Source organism: Metabacillus litoralis (assembly GCF_007994985.1).
Lineage (GTDB): Bacteria > Bacillota > Bacilli > Bacillales > Bacillaceae > Metabacillus > Metabacillus litoralis.
In genome coordinates this window covers 771,618-791,371 of sequence record NZ_VOQF01000001.1, presented here as the reverse complement: position 1 = coordinate 791,371, position 19,754 = coordinate 771,618, and the positions used below count along the sequence as shown (strand labels likewise).

Here is a 19,754-nt window from a genome sequence, read left to right as displayed (position 1 = left end):
TTAAAGGAGTAAGTATATGATTGAATTGCGATATTTTGATCGTTCTCATATGGACCAGCTTATAAAATGGGTTAAAACACCCGAGTTTCTCATGCAATGGGGAGGACCTGCTTTTCACTTTCCTTTAGATTTAGAGCAACTAGAGAATTATATGGCAAATGCTAACACAGAGAACTCTGATTGCCTTATTTATTGTGTGACTTTTAAAGACACTGGAAATGTTATTGGACATATATCTTTATCTACTATTGATAGAGAAAATAGCTCAGCTAGAATTGGTAAAGTATTAGTTGGCGATGAAAGTGTAAGAGGAAAAGGAATCGGCTATTTAATGATTGTTGAACTACTGAAGATTGCATTCAATGACCTCCTTCTTCATCGTGTAAGTTTAGGAGTGTTTGACTTTAATACTTCTGCGATTGCTTGCTATGAAAAAGCTGGCTTTAAAAAGGAAGGTTTATTAAGAGATTGTCGGAAAGTTGGTCAAGGTTATTGGAGTCTTTGGGAAATGAGTATACTAAAGCCTGAGTGGCTTGAACAAGACGATAGAGATAAAACGATTTAGTAAAAAAGGTGGAAAAAGCTTGTCTATATTAAATCATCCTTTGTATTACATATACACCTACGCTTTTCATGAAGATGAAAAGTCACTTTGTCAGTTAGAAATGCGCTCTCTCTTTGGATATGATTCTCAAACATCATATCTGAAGAGTACAAAACGAATTAATCCAACTCGAAGTCCGTTTATTAAAGAAAGAATCGAAGTACTTTATAAATCTGAGAGCTTAGATGAACTAATACATCATGTGGAAGGCATAGAGATAGGTGAAGATACCTTTAAGGTGATTTGCCTTGAAAATCATTCCAATAAACTCGGTTTTAAAGAAAGGCGCTTTATTGAAAGGAAGGTTGGTTTACAACTAAAAGGAAATGTTGATTTACTTGCTCCACAGACACAGTTTGCCATAATGGAAGTTGATGGAGAGTGGATGTTTGGAGAGTATACTAAAAGTGATTCCGTTTGGTTACATCATCAAAATAAACCGCAAAACTATTCTACTGCCCTAAGTACACGTCTTGCAAGAGCTGTGGTTAACATTGCTATACCTTCTATTAATGGGGTAAATGCGATTGATCCTTGCTGTGGAATTGGGACGGTTTTAATTGAAGCACTTTCAATGAATATTAACATTGTTGGCAGTGATCGTAATCCACTTGTTACAACTGGAGCAAGAGAGAATATTGCATTTTTTGGCTTTGAAGGTGAAGTGATGTTGAGAGAGATAAGGCAAATAAAAGATACTTATGATGTAGCGATTATTGATATGCCCTATAATCTTTGTTCTGTACTTCCTTTTGAAGAAAAGCTTGATATGCTATTAAGTGCACGAAGGATCGCAAAGAAAGTTGTCGTGATCACAATTGAACCTATTGATTCTACCCTACGAGAGGCCGGCTTTAACATAAGAGATCGTTGTGTGGCAAAAAAGGGAACATTTACTAGAGAGGTTATTGTTTGCGAATAGGTCTTATGTAGTAAAACGCAGTTTCATCTAAGGACTGCGTTTACTTGTGTTATCTACTTGAGGCAATTTTTCGTAAACTTCGTTGCTTTAACTTCTTGAAGAAAACAGTGCTGTGTAAAGTTTAGTCGCATCTTTTTTGATGGAATAGAACCTTGTATCTCCCAACAACTTTTTTCAGAGAAGAGCCTTATTAATTTTCAAAAGGGAGAACGTCATCAATTGCATTTAATTCTAGATTTAAGACAGATTTCGTATCATCATTATAAAATAAGAGCTGTTTATGATCAGGTGATATTTGAAGTACACGTCCGGAGAAAGTGATTGTGCCAACTCTTGCTTTAGAGTAAGTTACGCGTAAAAGGATATTGTCTTGTTGCCATTGCTCTGCTTTGGTAAAAAATCTCTCCATTTTGACACCCCTAGGAAAATTAAGTTATTTCTATCTATCTTGAATATTTAACAAGCTGTTTTCTTGAATATTTGGATTAAAATTAGGAGCCGATTTCTCTAGAATTATTATTAAAATATTTTGTTTATGGTGAAAGGGTACCAAGAGGAATTTTATTGATTGATTATTATTGATTATACGCTAAAGTAGCAACTAATCAAGTTGTAAAGTAGAAATTGAATACTGTCATTTTTATCCTCTATTTAATTCGTTAAATAACTATATACGATATCTTCAATGATTTCATACCATTCTGTATCTTCTGTTTTAGACCTTCTTAGTTGCTTTAATAAACCTTCAGTATCTTCTTTGGAAAGAGGATTTTCATTCAAGTCTCTTCCATATTGTAAAAAACTTTTCCTTAGCATTTTTAATAGAAACTTTTCTTCCATCATACACCTCACTATTTAATAGTATCAGACTTTTCTTTTATTTAGGCTCTTTTCTGAAAGATTGTTGCTATGTAACCAAAATATACAGTGGAAATAGTGTATTTTCGCATAAAAGGTTACCATTTTATGAAGAAAAGATGCCACTAGACTTACTATTGTATTGATTTTTCGTATATTTAAAAGCAACAAAGTTTGTGAAAACAGCTAAAATATAACTTATTTATCTTAAAGGCTATTGTAAGTACCCCTTCTTTTCTTATAAGTCGCTCTTATCCAGTCTTAATCTTGGTGAAAACTACCATTGAAATCGAACGTATATTCCCTTAAGATAAAGTATATACTTAAATACGAACATATATTCTGTTTTGGAGGAATTGGCTATGATTGAAAATTACGATCAATTGCCAAAAAGAAAAATTCTTTGTATCGATATAAAGAGCTTTTATGCAAGCTGTGCTGCGGTTTTACTTGGGTTGGATCCATTAACATGCTATTTGGCTGTTGTTGGTGATACAGAGCGGCAAGGCAGTATTGTGTTAGCGGCTTCTCCACGATTAAAAAAGGAATTTGGCATTAAAACGGGGTCTCGTCTATTTGAAGTTCCTAATGACCCTCGCATTACAATTGTAAATCCAAAGATGGCAATGTATATTCGCATTTCTACTGAGCTAACAAAGCTATTTCATCGCTATGTACCAAAAGAGGCCATTCATACGTATAGCGTTGATGAAAGCTTTATTGAAGTGGATGGGGTAGAGCATATTTGGGGTGATGCACGAACAATTGCTGAAAAAATTCGTGATGATATGGAGAGGGAATTTCAACTTCCAAGTGCAATTGGTATTGGTCCAAATATGCTTTTAGCCAAGATTTGTTTAGATACTGAAGCAAAAAAAGCTGGTATTGCAGAATGGACATATGATGATGTGGAAAGAAAGCTTTGGAAGCTTGAGCCACTTAGTGAAATGTGGGGAATAGGCTCAAAAGTTCAGAAAACCTTGAATCGAATGGGGATCTTCAATGTTGGTCAACTTGCTAATTATCCACTTGAGCTGCTTGAAAAGAAATTTGGAGTAATGGGAAATCAGCTTTATTATCATGCATGGGGAGTAGATTTATCTGAGATTGGTGCGCCGATAATGCAGGGACAAATCAGCTTTGGCAAAAGTCAGATTTTACTTCGCGACTATCCAGATCCAGAGGAAGTAAAGCATGTCATTTTAGAGATAAGTGAAGAAGTTGCCCGAAGAGCAAGACAACATAAAAAGGTGGGTCGCACAATTAGCCTTGGAATTGGTTATAGCCGTGATGAATTTGGGGGTGGTTTTCATCGCTCTGTAACAATTGAACAGCCAACAAATATTACAATGGACATTTATGAAGCTTGTTTACAACTATTTGAAAAATTTTATGCCAATAAAACAGTAAGGAAGATCTCGATTGCACTATCAAATATTGAAGAAGATTGTGATATGCAGCTTGACTTATTTCGACCAAATCGAACGAAGGAGCGGACACTAGGATATGTGATGGATTCGATTCGACATAAATATGGATCAGATGCTCTTCTGCGTGCTGTGTCATACACAACAGCCGGAACAGCGAAGCACCGTGCAAAACTAGTAGGTGGTCATAAAGCATGACAAGTAGCTACCCGCATTTTACTGACCATTTTATTAAGGAAAAGCACAACACTTCTATTTAAGAATAATGTATAAAGATCTTATCCTTTTGACACACAAGCACTCTAAAAAGCTATCACATACAGGATATCTGTTTAGAATTCGGATAAGTCATACTTTATTTTTTTTTTGGAGGGTGTTACGTGGAAGCTGATCACCAATCATTTATCACATATGTAGCTTTGGGAGATTCTTTAACGGTGGGAGTTGGTGCATCATTTCTAGCACCAGGATTTGTAGGCCGATACGTGAGGTTAATAGAGAAAGAAAAACATGTAAATGTGTGTACTAATATTTACGCGAGGTCTGGGATTGAAACAGATGGAGTATTAGACATTGCCCGGAGTCAAGCACTGCATAGTAAAATTGAGCGTGCGAATATTATTACAATTTCAGCTGGAGGAAATGATTTGATTCAAGCAAGTAAGGACTTTATTGAATCTGGAGAAACAGCTGAGCTTGTTCAATCTGTGAAGGATTGTCACAGTAATATGGTAAGAATTATGGGAACAATTCACAAGTTAAAACAGCAATGTGGTATCCCGTATCGTGTTTATTTGCTTAACCTCTATAATCCACTACCACAAATTCAACTTGCTGATAAATGGGTAAAACTATTTAATCAGCATTTAAATAGTTTTCATAATGGTAAAACCATTTTAGTAGCTGATCTATATTCTGCTTTTCAAGGCAGGCAAGATGAGCTTTTATCAAGAGATCGTATTCATCCTAATAACTTAGGATATAAAAAAATTGCCGAAACATTGAGTGAATTAGGCTATCCTGCTGTTTAACAATACAAATGGTTTATTTAGGTGGTGACATAGTTGATACGCGATAGAGGAAATATTAAATGGACATCAATGATGCTACCAGAGCATGTTAAATTATTAAGAGCTTGGTCTGAGACAGATATGTATCAAGAAAAGCCTGAACTTGATGAACAACAGCTGGAGCAATTTAATGAGCTGATTTTCCATGCGATGGAAGAACATGTAGAGCTTATTTTTACGTATTATAAAAACCACTTTTTTCATACATGTTCAGGTTATGTTCACTATATGGATCCGATACAGCAAACACTTCGGATTGTGGATGAACACACAAACACGCGCTTACAGTTACCACTGACAGATGTAATTGATGTCAAGAGAAAATAATTATAACAACAAGGGTGAGTCAAACCTCATCCTTCAAAATTAAAATAATCCTCTACTATTTCTACTGCAGTAACACTACAACATTCGCATCTACAAAAATTGTCATTAATAACAATTCTACTTCAGTATCTTAATTTATCTTAGACCCTAGCTATCTTTTGTACATATTGATTACTACCCCTCTAGAAATAACATGTAGACAAACCGAAACAAGTAGGAAATCAACGTTACTAGCGTAGCAGAATCATGCAGGATAGAAATCTGTATGATAAACTATTATTAGAACAACTGTGAAGGAGATTTATCATGAAGATAACAATGACAAAGGAAGCAATTGATCATCTAACACCTGTTATTGAAAAAAATGAAGGGCGTTATTTGAAAATGAAATATGATACAGAAGGCTGTGGATGTGTTATGAGCGGAGTTACAGCTTTATGGTTAGTAGAGAAGTTAGATGATGATGACGTGAAAATTGAAACAAATTATGTGCCATTATTTGTTGAGAAAACAAAAATGGTGTTTTTAGATGAAGAGCTTACTGTTTCATATAATAAAACAGCAAACTGTTATATGTTAAAAAGCCCTTCACAAATTTTAAATCCGCGCATGAGCTTGCTTGTAAAGTGAGGGAAAGATAGTGAAGGATCGATTAAATTCAATAAAAAATGTTGCACTAAATAAAACATGGGTGTCATTTTTAAATGATAACCATCCATATAGTCTCCTCCATTGGTCTATTGGAGGTGTTCATGAAGATACAAAGGACGTTTGGTTGCTTCAGGATGAAATGTCCTTTGAAGCACAGGAATTCCCTACTATAGATGAGGCAATAAAGTGGATGGAAGAACATATGGATCATATTTCAGATGTGTTAGGATAGTTCTTTTCCAATGATTGTTACAAATCGATCTAATTAAACGTTAAAAACGTGATAAGTACAATTCTAACAAGAAAATTTCCTAGACTTATTAGTGATTTTTACATCTGTTTACGGAAAAAGCAAATTCACAAAACAATTCTTAAGATAAAAAGGGGCTGACTTATGAAAAAGTCAGCCCTTTTATCTGCTTATTTTCCCATCAAAATATGGATCGATAAAAAACGTTTACCTAGTAAAATGATGATTGAAGAAAGGAAAATAAAAGCGGCAGAGATTATAAAAAGTAATGTCACATGAAAAAAGTCTGCCATGATTCCGAAAAGAAGAGTTCCTACTGCAAAGGATCCTGTCAGAATAGCATCACGAGCTGAAAATACTTTTGCAAGCGCGTGTTCTGTCGCTACGGTTTGGTAAATTGTTGTTGAAAGTATTAGTTTAAATTGACTGAACATACCAACAGCAGCCGAAAAGATGAGTGCGACCGATCCGATTGAAGTAAAGCCAAATAGAATGGTAAGTAAAGAAATAAGAATAGAGCTTATAAGCATTGTTTTGTGTACATGGGTTGCAAACAAACGCTGAAACTTTAAAGTGATAAAGCCACCTACTAACAAGCCTGCAAAAAATGTTGAATTAATATACCCCCACCAAGCTTCAGGCTTCTGAAGAATTTCCTCAACATAAATGTATAAAATAGCAGCAATCCAAACAACACTTGCTAAAGACTCTAAAACATCGATCATTGCTATAGTTCTGATAGAAGGTGTGCTCCAAATCATCCTCCAACCATCAAGAAAGGACCCACTCTTACTTTGTGTTGATGAAAAAGAGTCTCTTTTGTTATCTTCTACAACAATAAACAACATAAGAAAAGTGGAAATTGAAAATAAAATACTTGTCATAAGAAGTAATCCTTGCCCGCCTACTATTGATGTGATGATTGCTCCTAAAGGCCAACATCCTAGGTTAATGATTTGATCAACAACTGAAAGAAAGCTATTACCTTTTAAAAGTTGTTTTCGATCAAGTATTTTTACAATAAGAGCTTGCCGTGCTGGTACAGCCCATCCATCTAAAAAGGCGATAAAACTGACAAGTGGAAAAATGAATAGAACTGTGGTAGCTGTTATATAGTCTGAAATAAAAAGAATAGATGTAATAACAAACAATACGGTCTTTACACCTTGTGAACCTACTAACACATGTTTTAATAACATCCGATCCAATACCCAAGGAGCAACTAAACTCCCAAAAAATCGTGCTAATGTAATTGTGAAAGGTAGTAAAGCAGTATAAAAAGCTGAGCCAGTGAGTTGGTATATTAAGCTAATAACACCAATAATGTAGAAAACATCACCACTATTTGCACATGCTTGACCGATCCATAAAAAATGAAATGACTTTTTAAACATAAAAATCCCGCCCTATATAATTATTGATTTATTTGTTTAGCTGGTAAGGTGGGATTTAATTTACACTGGACTATTTCTCCGTTCTGTTAAGGTATTTGTTGTAGGATATAAAGGAACGATACTAAGGGCGGAATAGTACCGTTTAAATTCTACAAACCAATTTCTTTAAGGAATTCATCAACAACATTAGAATATTCCTCGCGATTGGTGGTGTATGACATAGCGTGGGATCCGTTTTCTGCAATGAAGAGCTTTTTGGCTCCCTTTTTTTGTTGATATAGCTGTTTGGACATCTCAGCAGGTATATAATCATCGTCTTTACTATGGATAAAAAGAACAGGATTTGTAATATTTTGCACAGCGTTCAATGGAGATACCTCTTGAATAGTATAACGATCACGAAGTTTCACAAAAGGCTTTGCAATGGGCATAATAAAAACACTTGGAATCTTAAATTCAACTTTTAGGCGAAAAAGAAGCTGAGCCTCTAGCTCAGAAAACGGGCAGTCAGCTATATAAAAATCAGCACCATCCTCAACCATACCTGCATAAAGCAAAGTTGTAACAGCACCCATTGATTCGCCATGAATACCTAATAAAATAGAGTCGTCAACTTCTGTTTTTAGCCAATGAACAACAGATTGAAGATCAAACTTTTCATAATGACCATAGCTAGTGGTTTTACCACCGCTTTCTCCGTGTCTTCGATGATCATAAATCACAACATTCCAGCCTTTTTGTAAAAAAAGATTCATGTATTTAACAGAATTAAGTCTGTTAACAGTTACTCCATGACAAATAATCATATACCGATTGTGTTGATAGGGAGCAATAAGTGATCCTTTAATGTTATAACCGAATTTAGATGGAATTGAAAAATGTCGCTTTTCTAATTCATCATACTCATGTTGATTAAATAGCCCAAAATTTGTGTCACGATCAATTAGTTCTTTATCTGTTTTCTTCTTGATATACATCATTTTATTCGTAAAGAAAAATCCGATGATAAAAACATAAGAAAAAAAGATGAGTAGACCAATTACAAGTTTTTTCATAAAAATTAACTCCTTACCTTATTGATTCGTTCATCTATACGAATAATATCATAAATTAGGTAGTAAACGTGATATGAAAGGGTGTTATTTTTCCGCTAGAGTTAATGGTACCTAGATCTAGATATTAAAAAACTTAGTGAAGAATATATATACTATCTTATCTACAAAGAAGAGGCTGGGACATAATTTAAAAAAACATTCAAAAAGACGAATAAATCTAAATTCAGTTAAGTTGAAAGAAACAAGTTCGTTCCATTGCGCTGCAGACATAAGATTCGCCGGGGAGGAAGCTAAGCCTCCTCGTAAGCTGCGCACCTGTGGGGTCTAGAGCCTTTCCTCTGCACCCGCAGGAGTCAAATGTCTTCCGCTCCATTACACTAGTTCTTAAAAATAGTATGCAAAATCAAAAAACATTGAAGACTGCAAATAAAAACCCGAACTATTAGGCGAATGTTTAATTGACATATCACCTAATAATTCGGGTTTTTCATTAGCTTAAATACTTATGTCCCATCCTCTTTTGGGTCATTGCTCAGAATTTTGTCTCTTAGTAGGATGAATAGCTTTTTCCATCTCTTCAGCAGCCATCATCTTCTTAGAAGTATCAGCATTAGGTTTCCCTTTTTGACTCTGTTGTTTTGCCATGATTAATCACTCCTTCCTACCATATAAAATGTCAGTAATGGTAATAAAATATACAGGGGGGACAGATGCCTTTTTCAATAAGGTACATTTATCCTTTTGGCAGTATGCTTGTATTTATTCATGGTTAAAATTTAAAAAGATCAATGTCTAATGCTTGATATTTATACAATGTTATACCTATAATTTTAAGATAAGTTTAGAAAAGAGGGGCAACAAAGATGAGAAAATCGAAAAAGCAAAAAGATGATAAAAACGTATCTGTTTCAGATCATTTAAATAGCGATTTATTAGAGCAATTAAAAGCAGTGAAAAAAGGTTTAACAAAGGAGCAAGAAGAAAGAGAAGCTGAGCTTGAGAAGAAAAAAATAGAAGAGCGAAAACAGAAAGAAAAAAACAAAAGCTTTGAAGAATTATTAAACGAAAGTTCGTTATCTTGGAAAGAGTATAAGTAAAATACGTTAAAAGAGAGCTTAGAGAGGTGAAAATTCTACTAAGCTCTTCTATTAGAATGTTATTTTAGCTACTATCTATCGGTGTTGCTCATACTTATCTTGTTTAGAGATTTGCTGGAGCTTATGATAAGTGTCAGCACTTAACGGACTGGCATCTCCAGCAGCTGCATTTTCAAGTAACTGTTGAAGTTTACTAGCTCCAGGAATGACAGCACCAACCGCTTCTTCATAAAGACAATATTGAAGGGCAAGCTCTGTCATTGTCAGTGGAGAATCTATTGTTTCAAATTCACTAAGTAGTGTTTTTAGCTCATCCTTTGAGTAGGAAAGATAGTTTTCAGTTTGTAATTTAGAGGACAAAGGTTTTTCTGTTAAAAGTCCTTTTGCAAGTGGGCCGCGAGCAATGACACTTACATTATGTTCATTAATAAGTGGAAATAACTCTTCAGGACGTCGATCTAAAAGGCTATATTGCATCATAATGGACACAATGTTTGATTTATTTAGATATTCTTTAATCACATTTGGGCGAATCGATGAAATACCATAGTAACGAATAAGTCCCTCTTGTTTTAATTCCTCAAAGGCTTCGATTGTTTCATCAATATTATCTTCAATTGTTCCACCATGGAGTTGATATAAATCAATATAATCTGTTTGTAGGCGCTTTAAGCTATGCTTAACAGCTTCTTTTATGTATTTTTTAGAAGGGTCCCAAGTCCAGCCAGATTTATCTTCTTTCCAGCGATTACCTGCTTTTGTTGCCAATATGATATCATGTCGATGATTTCTAATCGCTTTTCCAACTAATTCTTCATTTTTTCCGAAATCATATAAATCAGCTGTATCTAGATAATTAATTCCTACATCAATTGCTTTGTCAATCAAAGAGAGAGCGTGCTGTTCATTATCTCCTAGTGACATGCAGCCTAATCCAATTTCACTTACATATAAATCTGAATTCCCAAGCTGTCTTTTTCGCAAAGCTTATCACTCCTCTAGAGTTCTTTATGTTGAGGGTAGTATAAAGTGATGGGAAAATCAAATGATAAGAATCAATCACTAAGCTTGTAGGTAGGAGAAAGAAGAACTCTCCCTTTTCTCGTATTCTTACTTTGAATCAGTTGATCTAATGTTTCATATAATCTAACATACTCCTTTAATTTAGATTGAATTTCATGGGGTTTTCCTATTAACACAATTCCTTTTTCATTTCGATAGATTTTCACTTTTATATCCATTCCCTTCCAGTAAGGTATGATAGAATATATGAAAATCAAAAAGTATGTAGAACAGGAGTGGATCATGTGGAAAACTTAAAAGAAACAACAATATCTTCAAAAGAGATTTTTAAAGGAAGAGTTATCGATTTATATGTAGAAGAAGTCGAATTGCCAAATGGGAAAACAAGTACAAGAGAAATTGTCAAACACCCAGGTGCAGTAGCGGTATTAGCACTTACCAATGATCATAAAATTGTGATGGTCGAGCAATATCGTAAACCACTTGGACGAACAATTGTTGAAATACCAGCAGGAAAGCTTGAAAAAGGGGAAGAACCAATAACAACGGCTAAAAGAGAGCTGGAGGAGGAAACAGGGTATACATGTGAAGAATTAGAGCCATTAATCTCTTTTTACACATCACCTGGTTTTGCAGATGAACTTGTTCATTTATTTATTGCGAAGGATTTGAAAAAGCTAACACATAAAGCAGAGTTAGATGAAGATGAATTTGTAGAAGTAATGGAAATCACGCTAGAAGAAGCACAGGAAATGATCGTGAATCAACAAATTTTCGATGCCAAAACAGCATATGCAGTTCAATACTTGCAGTTAATGCAAAAAAGCAAACAAAAATAATCAAAGCTACTTAAGGAAGGAGGGTGTTCTATTCAAGAGATGAAAAGCTATTTTGCTGATTTACATATTCATATCGGACAAACAAAGTCAGGAAAACCAGTGAAAATAACAGCATCACGTTCATTAACACTCGAAAACATTTTAGTTGAAGCAAGTGATCATAAAGGAATTGATATCATCGGCGTAATCGATTGTCATGTTCCAGAGGTATTGCTAACACTAACAAAGCTTATTGAGGAAGGTGAGTGTTACGAATTAGATGATGGTGGTATTAGGTTTCAAAATACAACATTAATCCTCGGCAGTGAGCTTGAACTTTATGATGATACCTGTAAAGGACCTGTACATGTTTTAGTTTTAATGCCAACACTAGAAAAAATGAAGCAATTTTCTATATGGATTTCATCAAGACTTAAGAATATTACACTTAGCTCGCAGAGAATATATGAAACAGGAGAAAATCTTCAGAAATATGCAAAGAAACTAGGCGGGCTATTTATACCTGCGCATATTTTTACACCTCACAAAAGCTTATATGGCAGTGGAGTGAGTGTTTCATTAACAGAAGTTTTTTCTTCTTCATTAATTGATGCTGTTGAATTAGGGTTAAGCTCAGATACATTAATGGCAGACAAAATAGAAGAATTACATCAGTTTCCTTTTTTAACAAATTCAGATGCACATTCATTACCGAAAATTGCTCGTGAATATCAAAAGCTACTATTAAAGGAGCCAAGCTTTCTCGAGTTACAAAAAGCTTTGCATTCTAAAGAGGGGAGAACGGTTCAAGCGAATTACGGGTTAAATCCTTACTTGGGTAAATATTATGAAACTACTTGTGAAAAATGCGGCTTAAAGCCAGAGTTAAATGAAGTAGAATGTAGCCATTGCGGAAGTATTCGATTTACTAAAGGTGTATCAAAGCGAATACAGGAATTAGCCGGTATTCGTGAAAATGAAAAAGTTCGTCCTCCATATATACATCAAGTGCCATTACAATTTATACCTGGTGTTGGACCGAAGACATTAGATAAATTAAAGGACCTGTTTGGTACTGAAATGAATATCTTACATCACGTTCCAAAAGAAGAACTTCAAAAAGTTGTTCCAAACAAGCTTGCAGAATTTATCATTGCAGCAAGAGAAGGAAAACTTCAAGTATCTTCAGGTGGCGGAGGGACATATGGGAAGGTTACTGGAGTTTAGATGAGGAGAATTACTTGTTGTAATTCTCCTTTTTATGATCATTTTTTAAGTATCAAGGAATAAGATCACGAAAACACCTTAGCAAAAACATATGTATCTCGTACATACTTACCATCTGCTGACAAATTATCTTGGCGAAATGTCCCTTCTAGTGTGAAACCAAGCTTCTCGGGGATTTTTTTACTTCTATCATTATTAGTATCACATTTAATTTCAATTCGTTTTGTTTCTAGTTCAGTAACTGCGAAATGGATTAAGCCTTCAACAGCTTCAGTTATATATCCTTTTCCACTATATCTTGAATCAATCCAATATCCAATTTCACAAGTAGGGACATTCCATTTCATCCGATGTAAACCGGTACTACCAATAAACACACCTGTGAAACGGTCGAAAATAAGGAAACGTAAATCTTCCCTTAATATAACTTTGCCATCGCTTCTCGAATATTACTTTCAGTTTCTTCTTCCTTAGGTAGCTGTTGAGCAAATGGCATCCATGGTCTTAATTCATTAATAGATGCACGTATAGCAGCATTCACTGCTTTGCCATCTCCATATTGTGGAGATCTAAGAAAAAGTCGTTTAGTTGTAAACTCCGAAGGGAAATCTAGTAATATAGCATTCATCCAATCACATCCTTACATTTTTAGTTAGTATAAACTAGGGTAACTAGAAAAGAAAACCAATTTTGAGTCATAGAATGCTAGTCCTCTCATATACTCTAGTAAGTGAATGACGGGAGGAAATGATTATGCGTAAACAACTGCCATTAAGTGCAATGATGAAGCAGCACCTTAAGGAGCATTCGTCCATATATCTTTTTGTATTTGTGTTATTTTTAATGGGGGTTATTTTTGGAGCCATAATTGTTAATAGTATGAATTTGAGTCAGAAAGAGGATTTATATTACTATTTAAACAGATTTTTTGGACAAGTTGCAGAAGGAAAGGTTGCAAGCTCAGCAGATATGTTTCAACAGAGCTTCTTTCATAATTTGAAATATTTAGGACTTATGTGGATATTAGGGATTTCGATCATAGGATTACCTGTAATTTTAGTTATGTTATTTATTAAAGGTATGGTAGTTGGATTTACGGTAGGTTTTCTAGTTAACCAATTAGGACTCAAAGGGTTTTTATTATCTTTTGTTACTGTTCTGCCACAAAATATCTTACTTATACCAGCATTTATATTAATGTCAGCTGTTGCCATATCGTTTACACTAAAAATAATTAGGCAGCTATTTGTGAAGAAAACCAATAACATGGAAGCTCCTTTCTCATTATTTATGAGATATGCTTCAGTATTTTTATTTATTGGAGTTCTTGCTATCATCGCATCCGGATTTGAGGCATATGCATCACCTTTCTTAATGAAAAATGTTGTTGAGTTTGTTAGTAAATAATAATAATTATTATATGATAATATTTCTATTTATTAGATTATAATCATTTTAGTTGGACACTTTCCTCTTATTTGATATATAATGGTTTTGGGAACGCGGCGAGGGAGGAAAAGTAGTTATGGAAAACCGCATTGATCGGATTAAGAAGCAGTTGCATTCTGCTAGCTATAAGTTAACACCACAGCGTGAAGCAACTGTTCGAGTGCTATTGGAAAATGAGGAAGACCATTTAAGTGCAGAAGATGTTTATCTTCTTGTAAAGGAAAAAGCACCTGAAATTGGTCTTGCAACAGTTTATAGAACGTTAGAACTTTTAACTGAATTAAAAGTTGTTGATAAGATAAATTTTGGAGATGGAGTTTCTAGATATGATCTTCGTAAAGAAGGGGCAGCCCATTTTCATCATCATCTAGTATGTATCGAATGTGGATCTGTCGCTGAAATAGAAGATGATCTCCTTGAAGATGTAGAAGAAATCGTCGAAAGAGACTTTAAATTTCAAATTAAAGATCACCGTCTAACATTTCATGGTATATGTACGAAATGTCAAGATAAGGTTGAAGATGAATCAAATAATGATGATAACGCATAAAACGAAGTCTAGCTTATAAAGGTTAGGCTTTTTACTTTTGGCTATTTGACAATCTAGGTTCCCCTTTAGAAATAAATACTGAAATTCATTAAAAACGATGTATAAAGTTTGTCCTTTTTGGCATATCTTCTAATAATCATCCCTTTATTCTATATATGAATTAACTTGATTTTGGAGGTTATTTAATGATTAGATGGTTTAGAACATTTAGAGATATGATGAAAGTGTTTATTTTATTCACTGGATTTACGATTTTATTCTATTATGCTATCATTTGGGTGAACTTAGAGTACCAAGAAATTCATCGTTATGACCAACCAGAAGGTGCTGCTTTAAAGGTAACCAATATGGTCAATAATGAAGATGATAGCTGGTTAAACAGGTTTATTTTTTTTATTGACAATGGGGAGTAGAAAAACTTGAAAGATCAAATTAAAGATTTTATACACTACCTAATCGTAGAAAGAGGTCTATCAAATAATACAATTATTTCTTATGAGCGTGACTTGAAGAGCTATGAAAAGCACTTAGTAGAAAAGCAACAAATTTTTTCATTTAATGAGGTCACACGTTTTCATATCATCCAATTTTTAAAGTTTCTCAAAGAGTCTGGAAAATCGAGTAAAACATTAGCAAGACATACAGCCTCAATACGAAGCCTTCACCAGTTTTTATTAAGAGAAAAGCAAGCTGACCAGGATCCATCAGTATTAATTGAATCACCACAATTGGAGAGAAGTCTTCCGAAAATCCTATCTTTATACGAGGTAGAGAAGTTGTTAGAAACCCCAAAGCTTACAACACCATTTGGATATCGAGATAAAGCAATGCTTGAGCTGTTATACGCAACTGGTATGAGGGTAAGTGAAATGATTGACTTGAATTTAACAGATGCTCACTTAACAATGGGGTTCATTCGTTGTTATGGTAAAGGAAATAAAGAGCGAATTGTACCTATAGGAAAGACTGCAGCGGAAGCTTTAATGAATTATATAGAAAATGCTAGATCGAAGCTGCTTAATAGCAAAGAGCCAACAGAAGCGTTATTTGTTAATCACCATGGTAAACGAATCTCAAGACAGGGTTTTTGGAAGAACTTAAAGCAATTCGCTACAGAAGCGAATATAAAGAATGAAATAACACCACATACTTTAAGGCATTCCTTTGCTACTCATTTACTTGAAAATGGTGCAGATTTAAGAGCGGTACAAGAAATGCTAGGACATGCAGACATATCAACAACACAAATCTATACACATGTGACAAAAGCTAGATTGAAAGATGTGTATAATCAGTTTCATCCAAGAGCCTAAAAGCATCACACAAAATTGTGGAGATGCTTTTTTAGCGTGATCAAGACATTAGTATAAATAGTTTTATTTAAAGTTGTAAATGAGCTTGAAAGGGGTTTATAATGAAGGTAGGTAGTAGTTGTCAGACTTCCGACAAGTTTAATGTTTCGAATGGAATATAATACTTTATGGAACATTAAGTGAAGGTAATAATCAAAGGAGGATATCGATGTCAAATTATACATATAAACGTGTGTTTCTAGTTGTTCTTGATTCACTTGGTATTGGTGAAGCACCTGATGCTGACAAATTCAATGATATTGGTTCAAATACATTAGGTCATATAGCAGATCATATGGGTGGTCTTTCGATGCCTAATATGGCCAAATTAGGTTTAAGTAATATAAACGAAATAAAAGGAATACCGATTCAAGAAAAACCATTAGCATACTATACAAAAATGCAAGAAGCTTCAAACGGAAAAGATACAATGACAGGACATTGGGAGATTATGGGGTTACATATTGAACAGCCGTTTCGAGTATTTCCAAATGGCTTTCCACCAGAATTAATTAACGCTCTAGAAGAAAAAACAGGTCGTAAGGTGATTGGAAACAAACCTGCTTCAGGAACAGAAATCCTAGACGAACTTGGTGAAGAACATTTAAATACTGGTGCTTTAATTGTCTACACTTCAGCAGATTCTGTTTTGCAAATTGCAGCACATGAAGAAATTGTTCCAATAGAAGAGTTATATAAAATATGTGAGATTGCACGGGAAATGACTTTAGATGAAAAGTATATGGTTGGGCGTGTTATTGCGCGACCATTCCTAGGCACAGCAGGTAACTTTACAAGAACATCTAATCGTCATGATTATGCATTAAAGCCTTTTGATAGAACAGTTATGAATGAACTTCAAGACAGCGGTTATGATGTTATTTCAATTGGTAAAATATCAGATATTTTTGATGGTGAGGGCATCACGAAATCCTTACGAACGGTCTCAAATATGGATGGTATGGATAAATTAAATGAAACCATTTCAATGGATTTCACTGGTATGAGTTTTCTGAATTTAGTAGATTTTGACGCATTGTTTGGACATCGAAGAGATCCTGCTGGGTATGGTAAGGCTTTAGAGGAATATGATGTTAGATTATCACACGTTCTTGAAACATTAACTGAACAAGATTTATTAATTATCACAGCTGACCATGGAAATGATCCGATACACCATGGAACAGATCACACAAGAGAATATGTTCCGCTCCTAGTTTATAGCCCACGATTAGATGCAGGAAGTGAGCTAGAAATTAGAAGTACTTTTGCAGATGTAGGGGCAACAATTGCCGATAATTTTAATGTGAAAATGCCAGCTAACGGAAAAAGCTTTTTATCTGATTTAAAATAGGAGGATTACATAATGAATTATGAAAAAATTAAAGAAGCAGCTCATTATCTAAAAAGACAATATCAAGAAATTCCAAAAATCGGTTTAATACTAGGATCAGGTCTTGGAGTTTTAGCTGATGAAATTGAAAATCCGGTGAAAATACCATATAGCGAAATACCTAATTTTCCTGTTTCAACAGTTGAGGGTCATGCAGGGCAGCTTGTTTTTGGAACACTAAAAGGAGCACAAGTTGTTGCTATGCAAGGGCGTTTTCATTTTTATGAAGGATATAGCATGGATAAAGTAACAGCTCCTGTTCGAGTTATGAAAGAAATTGGTGTTGAAACATTAATTGTAACAAATGCTGCAGGCGGAATTAACGAGTCATTTGAAGCTGGAGATTTAATGTTAATTACTGATCATATAAATAATATGGGAACTAATCCATTAATTGGTCCTAATGATTCAGAAATCGGTGTTCGTTTCCCTGATATGTCAGAAAGCTATGATAAAAAGTTTAGACAATTAGCGAAGGATGTTGCAACAAAATTGAACATAAAGCTTCAAGAAGGTGTTTATGTTGGTAACACAGGTCCTTCATATGAAACACCATCTGAAATACGTATGCTTCGTGTAATGGGCGGAGATGCGGTAGGTATGTCAACCGTTCCTGAAGTTATTGTTGCAAAGCATGCTGGTTTAGGAGTATTAGGGATTTCTTGTATCTCAAATATGGCTGCAGGAATTCTAGACCAACCATTGTCACATGATGAAGTAATTGAAACAACTGAAAAGGTAAAAATAAACTTCTTGGATTTAGTTAAAAATATTGTAGAGAAATTACATTCGTCAAACTAAAGAAAAAGGTGAGATACACGATGAGAATGGTTGATTTAATAGAGAAAAAAAGAGACGGTCATGAATTAACAAAAGAAGAAATTCATTTTATTGTTGATGGATATACAAAAGGTGATATTCCTGATTATCAAATGAGTGCTTTAACAATGGCCATTTATTTTCAAGGAATGGCTGATCAAGAGCGCGCTGAATTGACAATGGCTATGGTTCATTCTGGAGATACAATTGACTTAAGTGAAATTGAAGGTATAAAGGTTGATAAACACAGCACGGGTGGTGTTGGTGATACAACCACTCTTGTGCTGGGTCCATTAGTAGCTGCAGTTGGTGTACCAGTTGCAAAAATGTCAGGTCGTGGTTTGGGACATACAGGTGGAACAATCGATAAATTAGAAGCTGTTCCAGGCTTTCATGTTGAAATAGAAAATAAGCAATTTATCGAACTTGTTAATAAAAATAAGATTGCTGTAATAGGACAAAGTGGAAACCTTACCCCAGCAGATAAAAGCTTATATGGATTACGAGATGTGACAGCTACTGTAAACAGCATTCCGCTTATCGCAAGTTCAATTATGAGTAAAAAAATAGCTGCAGGTGCAGATGCAATCGTTTTAGATGTAAAAACGGGTGCTGGTGCCTTTATGAAAGACTTAGACGAATCAAAGAAACTAGCTAAAGCCATGGTAGATATCGGTAATCTTGTTGGTCGAAGAACAATGGCTGTTATCTCAGATATGAGTCAACCATTAGGATATGCCATTGGTAATGCTCTTGAGGTAAAAGAAGCAATTGACACATTAAGTGGCAAAGGTCCAAAAGATTTAGAAGAGCTTTGTCTTGTATTAGGAAGCTATATGGTTCTTTTAGCTGAAAAAGCAGCTTCACTTGAAGAAGCACGCTCAATGTTAGAGGAGGTTATAAAAAATGGTCAAGCACTGCAAACATTGAAAGTTTTTCTTGAGGCACAAGGTGGAGATGGCTCAGTTGTTGATCATCCTGAAACCCTTCCTCAAGCAAAATATCAATTTGAACTAGAAGCAAAAGATGATGGCTATGTATCAGAAATTATTGCTGACTCTGTTGGAACGGCTGCCATGCTATTAGGAGCAGGTCGTGCAACAAAAGATTCTGTCATTGATTTAGCTGTTGGATTAGTTTTAAATAAAAAAATTGGTGATAAAGTAAATAAAGGTGAGTCATTAGTTACAATTCATAGTAACCAGGAAGACATCGAAGACGTAAGAAACAAATTATATAATAGTATTTCGATTTCTACTAACGAAGTGGAAGAACCAAAATTAATTTACGCTACAGTTGAATAATGTTTATTGTGATAAAACCACAGTCTTTGGACTGTGGTTTTTTAGATGTTTTAATGGTGTGAAAGGCTTGTGCAATAGGAACAGGGTTGAAAATCTAGTTTAGTTAGACATGGCTAGCGGCTTGTAATGGGTTATAGTCGGTTAGATAAGAGGTGGTGGACGTG

25 protein-coding genes are annotated in these 19,754 nt (G+C 34.6%); 17 read left to right on the top strand and 8 right to left on the bottom strand.

What is annotated here, in order from left to right; all coding sequences use genetic code 11:
- The first annotated feature begins 16 nt into the window (after positions 1-16).
- Together FS935_RS04115 and FS935_RS04110 are read left to right on the top strand one after the other, a co-directional pair.
- Positions 17-565 (top strand): GNAT family N-acetyltransferase, encoded by a 549-nt coding sequence (locus tag FS935_RS04115; RefSeq protein ID WP_146946237.1) that lies wholly within the window; start codon positions 17-19, stop codon positions 563-565.
- Between the two features lie 100 nt (positions 566-665).
- The gene (locus tag FS935_RS04110) at positions 666-1,526 is read left to right on the top strand and encodes a TRM11 family SAM-dependent methyltransferase (RefSeq protein ID WP_146946341.1); all 861 of its coding nucleotides are present in this window, start codon (positions 666-668) and stop codon (positions 1,524-1,526) included.
- Positions 1,527-1,716: 190 nt separating this feature from the next.
- On the opposite strand, the gene FS935_RS04105 is transcribed toward FS935_RS04110, so the two are convergent.
- Positions 1,717-1,935, bottom strand: coding sequence for a hypothetical protein (locus FS935_RS04105; protein ID WP_146946236.1), 219 nt, complete (start codon positions 1,933-1,935; stop codon positions 1,717-1,719).
- A 242-nt stretch (positions 1,936-2,177) separates the two neighbouring features.
- The gene (locus tag FS935_RS04100; RefSeq protein WP_146946235.1) at positions 2,178-2,366 is read right to left on the bottom strand and encodes a YqzH family protein; all 189 of its coding nucleotides are present in this window, start codon (positions 2,364-2,366) and stop codon (positions 2,178-2,180) included.
- 380 nt (positions 2,367-2,746) lie between these two features.
- Between FS935_RS04100 and FS935_RS04095 the strand changes: the two genes are divergently transcribed.
- From FS935_RS04095 to FS935_RS04075, 5 genes are all read left to right on the top strand, one after another.
- Entirely contained in the window at positions 2,747-4,009 is a 1,263-nt protein-coding gene (locus FS935_RS04095; protein ID WP_193559344.1) for a Y-family DNA polymerase, read from the top strand.
- Between the two features lie 182 nt (positions 4,010-4,191).
- A complete protein-coding gene (locus FS935_RS04090) occupies positions 4,192-4,842 on the top strand; it encodes a GDSL-type esterase/lipase family protein (protein WP_158638525.1) in 651 nt (216 codons plus the stop codon).
- Between the two features lie 33 nt (positions 4,843-4,875).
- Complete coding sequence (locus FS935_RS04085; RefSeq protein ID WP_146946233.1) at positions 4,876-5,208, top strand: YolD-like family protein; 333 nt, start codon at positions 4,876-4,878, stop codon at positions 5,206-5,208.
- A gap of 306 nt (positions 5,209-5,514) precedes the next feature.
- Positions 5,515-5,838, top strand: coding sequence for an iron-sulfur cluster biosynthesis family protein (locus FS935_RS04080; protein ID WP_146946232.1), 324 nt, complete (start codon positions 5,515-5,517; stop codon positions 5,836-5,838).
- A gap of 10 nt (positions 5,839-5,848) precedes the next feature.
- A complete protein-coding gene (locus FS935_RS04075) occupies positions 5,849-6,091 on the top strand; it encodes a DUF2552 family protein (protein ID WP_146946231.1) in 243 nt (80 codons plus the stop codon).
- A 188-nt stretch (positions 6,092-6,279) separates the two neighbouring features.
- Here FS935_RS04075 and FS935_RS04070 read toward each other — a convergent pair whose 3' ends face one another.
- Both FS935_RS04070 and FS935_RS04065 read right to left on the bottom strand, forming a co-directional pair.
- Positions 6,280-7,503 (bottom strand): MFS transporter, encoded by a 1,224-nt coding sequence (locus FS935_RS04070; protein WP_146946230.1) that lies wholly within the window; start codon positions 7,501-7,503, stop codon positions 6,280-6,282.
- Between the two features lie 149 nt (positions 7,504-7,652).
- The gene (locus FS935_RS04065; RefSeq protein ID WP_146946229.1) at positions 7,653-8,558 is read right to left on the bottom strand and encodes an alpha/beta hydrolase; all 906 of its coding nucleotides are present in this window, start codon (positions 8,556-8,558) and stop codon (positions 7,653-7,655) included.
- A gap of 863 nt (positions 8,559-9,421) precedes the next feature.
- On the opposite strand from FS935_RS04065, the gene FS935_RS04060 reads away from it, so the two are divergent.
- Positions 9,422-9,655 carry a YqkE family protein gene (locus tag FS935_RS04060; RefSeq protein ID WP_146946228.1) on the top strand — a complete coding sequence of 78 codons (234 nt, stop codon included), beginning with the start codon at positions 9,422-9,424 and terminating at the stop codon, positions 9,653-9,655.
- A gap of 75 nt (positions 9,656-9,730) precedes the next feature.
- Here FS935_RS04060 and FS935_RS04055 read toward each other — a convergent pair whose 3' ends face one another.
- A complete protein-coding gene (locus FS935_RS04055; RefSeq protein ID WP_146946227.1) occupies positions 9,731-10,639 on the bottom strand; it encodes an aldo/keto reductase in 909 nt (302 codons plus the stop codon).
- Between the two features lie 71 nt (positions 10,640-10,710).
- The gene (gene mciZ / locus FS935_RS04050; RefSeq protein ID WP_240050804.1) at positions 10,711-10,896 is read right to left on the bottom strand and encodes a Z-ring formation inhibitor MciZ; all 186 of its coding nucleotides are present in this window, start codon (positions 10,894-10,896) and stop codon (positions 10,711-10,713) included.
- Between the two features lie 66 nt (positions 10,897-10,962).
- Here mciZ and FS935_RS04045 point away from each other — a divergent pair, with 66 nt between their 5' ends.
- Together FS935_RS04045 and FS935_RS04040 are read left to right on the top strand one after the other, a co-directional pair.
- A complete protein-coding gene (locus FS935_RS04045) occupies positions 10,963-11,517 on the top strand; it encodes an NUDIX hydrolase (protein WP_146946226.1) in 555 nt (184 codons plus the stop codon).
- A 39-nt stretch (positions 11,518-11,556) separates the two neighbouring features.
- On the top strand, positions 11,557-12,723 hold the full coding sequence (locus tag FS935_RS04040) for an endonuclease Q family protein (protein ID WP_146946225.1): 1,167 nt from the start codon (positions 11,557-11,559) through the stop codon (positions 12,721-12,723).
- 65 nt (positions 12,724-12,788) lie between these two features.
- On the opposite strand, the gene FS935_RS24380 is transcribed toward FS935_RS04040, so the two are convergent.
- Positions 12,789-13,100, bottom strand: a complete 312-nt coding sequence (locus FS935_RS24380; RefSeq protein ID WP_338036894.1) for a GNAT family N-acetyltransferase — start codon at positions 13,098-13,100, stop codon at positions 12,789-12,791.
- A gap of 41 nt (positions 13,101-13,141) precedes the next feature.
- Positions 13,142-13,351 carry a hypothetical protein gene (locus tag FS935_RS24375; RefSeq protein WP_338036893.1) on the bottom strand — a complete coding sequence of 70 codons (210 nt, stop codon included), beginning with the start codon at positions 13,349-13,351 and terminating at the stop codon, positions 13,142-13,144.
- A gap of 125 nt (positions 13,352-13,476) precedes the next feature.
- On the opposite strand from FS935_RS24375, the gene spoIIM reads away from it, so the two are divergent.
- From spoIIM to FS935_RS04000, 7 genes are all read left to right on the top strand, one after another.
- Positions 13,477-14,130, top strand: a complete 654-nt coding sequence (spoIIM, locus tag FS935_RS04030) for a stage II sporulation protein M (RefSeq protein ID WP_146946224.1) — start codon at positions 13,477-13,479, stop codon at positions 14,128-14,130.
- 118 nt (positions 14,131-14,248) lie between these two features.
- Positions 14,249-14,722, top strand: coding sequence for a ferric iron uptake transcriptional regulator (gene fur, locus FS935_RS04025; protein WP_146946223.1), 474 nt, complete (start codon positions 14,249-14,251; stop codon positions 14,720-14,722).
- A 185-nt stretch (positions 14,723-14,907) separates the two neighbouring features.
- Complete coding sequence (locus FS935_RS04020; RefSeq protein WP_146946222.1) at positions 14,908-15,135, top strand: YqzK family protein; 228 nt, start codon at positions 14,908-14,910, stop codon at positions 15,133-15,135.
- 6 nt (positions 15,136-15,141) lie between these two features.
- Positions 15,142-16,035 (top strand): site-specific tyrosine recombinase XerD, encoded by an 894-nt coding sequence (gene xerD / locus FS935_RS04015; RefSeq protein WP_146946221.1) that lies wholly within the window; start codon positions 15,142-15,144, stop codon positions 16,033-16,035.
- A gap of 208 nt (positions 16,036-16,243) precedes the next feature.
- Positions 16,244-17,428, top strand: coding sequence for a phosphopentomutase (gene deoB, locus FS935_RS04010; RefSeq protein WP_146946220.1), 1,185 nt, complete (start codon positions 16,244-16,246; stop codon positions 17,426-17,428).
- 12 nt (positions 17,429-17,440) lie between these two features.
- On the top strand, positions 17,441-18,268 hold the full coding sequence (locus FS935_RS04005) for a purine-nucleoside phosphorylase (protein WP_146946219.1): 828 nt from the start codon (positions 17,441-17,443) through the stop codon (positions 18,266-18,268).
- 20 nt (positions 18,269-18,288) lie between these two features.
- On the top strand, positions 18,289-19,590 hold the full coding sequence (locus tag FS935_RS04000) for a pyrimidine-nucleoside phosphorylase (RefSeq protein WP_146946218.1): 1,302 nt from the start codon (positions 18,289-18,291) through the stop codon (positions 19,588-19,590).
- The last annotated feature ends 164 nt before the right edge of the window (positions 19,591-19,754 follow it).

Bases quoted from the DNA above. Each gene is read 5' to 3' on its own strand.
- FS935_RS04115 (WP_146946237.1), top strand. From the start codon at position 17: ATGATTGAATTGCGATATTTTGATCGTTCTCATATGGACCAGCTTATA.
- FS935_RS04110 (WP_146946341.1), top strand. From the start codon at position 666: ATGCGCTCTCTCTTTGGATATGATTCTCAAACATCATATCTGAAGAGT.
- FS935_RS04105 (WP_146946236.1), bottom strand. From the start codon at position 1,935: ATGGAGAGATTTTTTACCAAAGCAGAGCAATGGCAACAAGACAATATC.
- FS935_RS04100 (WP_146946235.1), bottom strand. From the start codon at position 2,366: ATGGAAGAAAAGTTTCTATTAAAAATGCTAAGGAAAAGTTTTTTACAA.
- FS935_RS04095 (WP_193559344.1), top strand. From the start codon at position 2,747: ATGATTGAAAATTACGATCAATTGCCAAAAAGAAAAATTCTTTGTATC.
- FS935_RS04080 (WP_146946232.1), top strand. From the start codon at position 5,515: ATGAAGATAACAATGACAAAGGAAGCAATTGATCATCTAACACCTGTT.
- FS935_RS04070 (WP_146946230.1), bottom strand. From the start codon at position 7,503: ATGTTTAAAAAGTCATTTCATTTTTTATGGATCGGTCAAGCATGTGCA.
- FS935_RS04065 (WP_146946229.1), bottom strand. From the start codon at position 8,558: ATGAAAAAACTTGTAATTGGTCTACTCATCTTTTTTTCTTATGTTTTT.
- FS935_RS04060 (WP_146946228.1), top strand. From the start codon at position 9,422: ATGAGAAAATCGAAAAAGCAAAAAGATGATAAAAACGTATCTGTTTCA.
- mciZ (WP_240050804.1), bottom strand. From the start codon at position 10,896: ATGGATATAAAAGTGAAAATCTATCGAAATGAAAAAGGAATTGTGTTA.
- FS935_RS04040 (WP_146946225.1), top strand. From the start codon at position 11,557: ATGAAAAGCTATTTTGCTGATTTACATATTCATATCGGACAAACAAAG.
- FS935_RS24375 (WP_338036893.1), bottom strand. From the start codon at position 13,351: ATGAATGCTATATTACTAGATTTCCCTTCGGAGTTTACAACTAAACGA.
- spoIIM (WP_146946224.1), top strand. From the start codon at position 13,477: ATGCGTAAACAACTGCCATTAAGTGCAATGATGAAGCAGCACCTTAAG.
- fur (WP_146946223.1), top strand. From the start codon at position 14,249: ATGGAAAACCGCATTGATCGGATTAAGAAGCAGTTGCATTCTGCTAGC.
- FS935_RS04020 (WP_146946222.1), top strand. From the start codon at position 14,908: ATGATTAGATGGTTTAGAACATTTAGAGATATGATGAAAGTGTTTATT.
- deoB (WP_146946220.1), top strand. From the start codon at position 16,244: ATGTCAAATTATACATATAAACGTGTGTTTCTAGTTGTTCTTGATTCA.
- FS935_RS04005 (WP_146946219.1), top strand. From the start codon at position 17,441: ATGAATTATGAAAAAATTAAAGAAGCAGCTCATTATCTAAAAAGACAA.
- FS935_RS04000 (WP_146946218.1), top strand. From the start codon at position 18,289: ATGAGAATGGTTGATTTAATAGAGAAAAAAAGAGACGGTCATGAATTA.